The sequence below is a fragment of the Paraburkholderia sp. C35 genome (assembly GCF_003121405.1).
Taxonomy (GTDB): domain Bacteria; phylum Pseudomonadota; class Gammaproteobacteria; order Burkholderiales; family Burkholderiaceae; genus Paraburkholderia.
In genome coordinates, this window is record NZ_QBUY01000209.1 from 1 (window position 1) to 4,745 (window position 4,745).

Genomic DNA, 4,745 nt, shown 5'->3' on the forward strand with positions numbered 1-4,745 from the left:
GTTAGCCCGCTTTCTTTTGCCTACTTTTCTTTGCGGCGGCAAAGAAAAGTAGGTGCCGCCCCGCACAGGGGCGACGCATGCAGCACAAACACCGATTCGCGGATGCCAGCGCAGGAGCAGGAGAAAGCCCCAGCGAGAGCAAGAACAAGAACAAGCGCCCAACCAGCGTCGCAGACAAAACCCGCCCCCAACCCCCACTGATTCACTTTTGTTATCACCCCATCCAACAGTCGGATTGTTCCCGAATCGCCTGCCGATTTATATTGCCTGCACGGCACGCCGCAAAGCAGAGCAAAGCAAGGCAACGCAACACTGCCAGCTGGCAAAAGCAAAAAACACAAAAGACAAACGCGCAAAGTACGACAGCGCACCAGGAGCACATAGATGAACAAGATCGATCTGGAGGGCCGTGTCGTCGTCATCACAGGCGGCGCGCGGGGCATAGGCTACGCGGTTGCACAGCGTGCGCTGCGCTCAGGCGCATCAGTCGCGCTCTGGGACGTCGACACAGAACGCCTGACCCGCAGCGAACGCGAGCTGGCCGAACTCGGCAAGGTATCGGCAATCACAGTCGACCAGACAAAAGAATCCGAAATAGAAGCCGCCGTCAGCAAGACCCTGGCCGCTCACAACGCCATCGACGTGCTCATCAATTGCGCCGGCATCACGGGCGGCAACGGCACCACCTGGGAACTCGACCCGGACGTCTGGCGCCGCGTCATCGACGTCAACCTGATCGGCCCGTATCTCGCCTGCCGCGCAGTCGTGCCGCAAATGCTCAAGCAAGGCTACGGCCGCATCGTCAATATCGCCTCCGTGGCGGGCAAGGAAGGCAACCCGAACGCGTCGCACTACAGCGCGTCGAAAGCCGGGCTGATCGGCCTCACCAAGTCGCTCGGCAAGGAACTCGCGACCAGGAACATCCTCGTCAACGCCGTCACGCCCGCGGCTGCCAAGACCGAAATCTTCGATTCGATGAAGCAGGAGCACATCGACTACATGCTTTCGAAGATTCCGATGAACCGATTCCTGCTGCCCGACGAGGCGGCGTCGCTGATCCTCTGGCTCGCATCGGAAGATTGCGCGTTCAGCACGGGGTCCGTGTTCGAGCTGTCCGGCGGCCGCGCGACTTACTAAAGCAGCCGCACCAGCACGCGCACCGCGAACGTAAAGAACGGCGGCACACGCATGCCGCCCGCGCCTTGGCATCGAGGCGAAACGGAGACAAGATGAACGGGACTTCATCCGGGAATGTGGACGGCCTCGTCAGCCAGGTCATGCGGCGGCTGTTGCCGTTCCTGCTGCTGATGTACGTGCTCGCGTTCCTCGACCGCGCGAACATCGGCTTCGCTCAAAAGGCCTTGCAGCACGACACGGGCATCTCGAACGCCGCCTTCGCGTTCGGTGCGGGCGTGTTCTTCATCGGTTATGCGCTGTTCGAAGTGCCCAGCAATCTGCTGCTGCATCGCGTCGGCGCGCGGCTGTGGATGTGCCGGATCATGGTCACGTGGGGACTCGTGTCGGCGGCGATGAGCCTCGCGCATTCGGCCACCACGTTCTACGCGCTGCGCTTTCTGCTCGGTATCGCCGAAGCAGGCTTCTTCCCCGGCGTCATCTACTACCTGACGCGCTGGTTTCCGCAGTCGGCGCGCGCGCGTGCCGTCGGCGTGTTCTATTTCGGCGCGCCGCTCGCATTCATGTTCGGCAGTCCGCTGTCGGGCTTTCTGCTCGACCTGCACGGCGCGTTCGGTCTCGCGGGCTGGCAGTGGCTGTTTCTGATCGAAGGCGGGCTGGCTTCCGTGGTCGGCGTTTGGGCCTTCTTCTATCTCGACGATCGCCCGGAAGACGCACGCTGGCTCTCGCCCGAAGCACGCAAGACCCTGAGCGCCACACTCGCCGATGACGCACGCGCTGCGTCCGCGCACGGGCCGCACAACATCCTCGCTGCGCTGATCGACCGGCGTGTGCTGCTGCTGTCGGCGATCTATCTGCTGATCCAGATGAGCGTGTACGGCGTGATCTTCTACCTGCCGCAGCAAGTCGCGGCGCTGATGGGCGAATCGGTCGGATTCAAGGTCGGCATGGTGGCGGCCGTGCCGTGGATCTGCGCGCTCGCGCTGACCTGGTTCGTGCCGCGCCGCGCCGATGCGACGGGCGGGCATCGCCGCTGGGCTGTCACGCTGCTGGTGCTCGCAGGGTGCGGGATCGGCGTGTCGGGTCTCGCGCAGAGTCCGCTTGTCGCCTTGCTGGCGCTGTGCTGCGCGGCGAGCGGCTTCATCGCTGCGCAACCGCTGTTCTGGACCTTCCCGACACGGCTGCTGACGGGCGCGGCGGCAGCGGGCGGCATCGCCTTGATCAATTCGCTCGGCAGCCTGGGCGGCTTCATCGCGCCGACGCTGCGCACGAGTGCCGAGCATGCGGTCCCGTCGACCTCGGCGGGCCTGCTGCTGCTTGGCGCGGCGAGCCTGCTAGCCGCATTGCTGATCGGCACGCTGGTGCGCCGCGACGCGGCACCCGACCCGGCCGCTTTCCCACAACCCATTCATCGCGCCCGCTGATACGCGTGGCGCGCGCAACCCACGAACGGAGCTCTACAACATGGCGATGCCCACTATCCGGCACGTGCGTGCCTTCGTCGTCCGCGGCGGCGGCGCGGACTATCACGATCAGGCCGACGGACACTGGATCGACGATCACATCTCGACGCCGATGGCGCGTTATCCCGAGTATCGGCAAAGCCGGCGGTCGTTCGGCATCAACGTGCTGGGCACATTGGTGGTCGAGATCGAGGCGAGCGACGGCACGGTCGGCTTTGCTGTGACGACGGGCGGCGAGATCGGCGCATTCATCGTCGAGAAGCATCTGGCGCGCTTCCTCGAAGGGCAACTCGTGACGGACATCGAGAAGATGTGGGATCAGATGTACTTCTCGACGCTCTACTACGGGCGCAAGGGCGTCGTGCTCAACACGATTTCGGGCGTCGATCTCGCACTGTGGGATCTGCTCGCGAAGGTGCGCGAGGAGCCCGTGTATCAACTATTGGGCGGTCCGGTGCGCGACGAGTTGCAGTTCTACGCGACGGGCGCGCGGCCCGACCTTGCGAAGCAGATGGGCTTTATCGGCGGCAAGCTGCCGTTGCAGCACAATCCCGCTGAGGGCGAAGAAGGGCTGAAGAAGAACATCGAAAAGCTCGCGGACATGCGCAGCCGTGTCGGCGACGACTTCTGGCTGATGTACGACTGCTGGATGAGCCTCGACGTCACGTATGCGACGAAGCTGGCGAAGGCCGCTCACGAGTACGGGCTGAAGTGGATCGAAGAAGCCTTGTCGCCCGACGATTATTGGGGATACGCCGAACTGCGGCGCAACGTGCCGCGCGGCATGATGGTATCGACGGGCGAGCACGAGGCGACGCGCTGGGGTTTCCGGATGCTGCTCGAGATGGAGTGTTGCGACCTGATCCAGCCAGACGTGGGCTGGTGCGGCGGCATTACCGAGCTGATCAAGATCTCGGCGCTCGCCGATGCGCATAACGTGCTGGTGGTGCCGCATGGGTCGTCGGTGTACAGCTATCACTTCGTCGTGACACGTCACAACTCGCCGTTCGCCGAGTTCCTGATGATGGCGCCGAAGGCCGACCAGGTCGTGCCGATGTTCACGCCGTTGCTGCTCGACGAGCCGGTGCCCGTGAACGGGCGGATGAAGGTGCCTGACACGCCGGGCTTCGGTGTGCGGCTGAATCCGGAATGCAAGCTCGAGCGGCCCTATCAACATTGAAGGCAGCGTAGCTGTCGGGACAAGGAGAGGCATGTGTTGCTGAAAGACAAGGCGGTGATCGTCACGGGCGGATCGCGCGGCATCGGGCGCGCGATTGCGGTGGCGTGCGCGAAAGAGGGCGCCGACGTGGCGATCAACTACTGGGGCGACAACGATGCTTCGTATAACCGGCGCTCCGCCGTTGAAGAAGTAGTGGCGGAAATCGAGGGGCTTGGGAGGCGCGTGATAGCCGTTGAAGGAAATGTCGCTGCTCGCGAGACGGGGAGTGAGCTTGTGCGCCGCACGGTCGAGGCGTTTGGCAAGGTCGATGTGCTGGTAAGCAACGCGGGCATTTGCCCGTTTCATGCGTTTCTCGATATGCCCGCCGATGTGCTGGAGACGACGGTTGCTGTCAATCTGAACGGCGCGTTTTTTGTTACGCAAGCGGCCGCGCAGCAGATGAAGGTGCAGGGGACGGGTGGCGCGATCGTCGCGACGAGTTCTATTAGTGCCCTGGTGGGCGGTGGGATGCAGACGCATTACACGCCTACCAAGGCTGGTGTGCATTCTCTGATGCAGTCTTGCGCGATTGCGCTTGGGCCTTATGGGATTCGATGTAACTCTGTGATGCCTGGCACGATTGCCACGGATCTTAATGCCGAAGATCTCGGCGATGTCGAGAAGAAGGCTTACTTCGAGAAGCGTATTCCGTTAGGGCGGCTTGGGCAGCCGGAAGATGTCGCTGACTGTGTGGTGTTTCTGGCCTCTGATCGGGCTAGATATGTTACTGGCGCTGCCTTGTTGGTGGATGGTGGGTTGTTTGTTAATTTGCAATAAGGGTTTTTGTTTGTCTGGTGATGGTTTGGGTTTTTTGTTCGCTGGCATCCGCGAATTGGTGTTTGTGCTGCATGCGTTGCCCCTGTGCGGGGCGGCACCTACTTTTCTTTGCCGCCGCAAAGAAAAGTAGGCAAAAGAAAGCGGGCTAACAC

At 62.5% G+C, this 4,745-nt stretch carries 4 protein-coding genes; all 4 read left to right on the forward strand.

Annotated features, from left to right (window positions below; translation table 11 throughout):
* The first annotated feature begins 384 nt into the window (after window positions 1–384).
* The 4 genes from DK391_RS43880 to DK391_RS43895 all read left to right on the forward strand — a co-directional run bounded on the left by DK391_RS43880 (window position 385) and on the right by DK391_RS43895 (window position 4,593).
* Window positions 385–1,137 (forward strand): SDR family NAD(P)-dependent oxidoreductase, encoded by a 753-nt coding sequence (locus DK391_RS43880; protein WP_109484250.1) that lies wholly within the window; start codon window positions 385–387, stop codon window positions 1,135–1,137.
* Window positions 1,138–1,229: 92 nt separating this feature from the next.
* Window positions 1,230–2,558, forward strand: coding sequence for an MFS transporter (locus DK391_RS43885; protein ID WP_109484251.1), 1,329 nt, complete (start codon window positions 1,230–1,232; stop codon window positions 2,556–2,558).
* 40 nt (window positions 2,559–2,598) lie between these two features.
* Window positions 2,599–3,777: an L-rhamnonate dehydratase gene (rhmD, locus tag DK391_RS43890; protein WP_109484252.1), complete on the forward strand. Its 1,179-nt coding sequence runs from the start codon at window positions 2,599–2,601 to the stop codon at window positions 3,775–3,777.
* A gap of 33 nt (window positions 3,778–3,810) precedes the next feature.
* On the forward strand, window positions 3,811–4,593 hold the full coding sequence (locus DK391_RS43895) for an SDR family NAD(P)-dependent oxidoreductase (RefSeq protein ID WP_109484253.1): 783 nt from the start codon (window positions 3,811–3,813) through the stop codon (window positions 4,591–4,593).
* Window positions 4,594–4,745 lie beyond the last annotated feature (152 nt).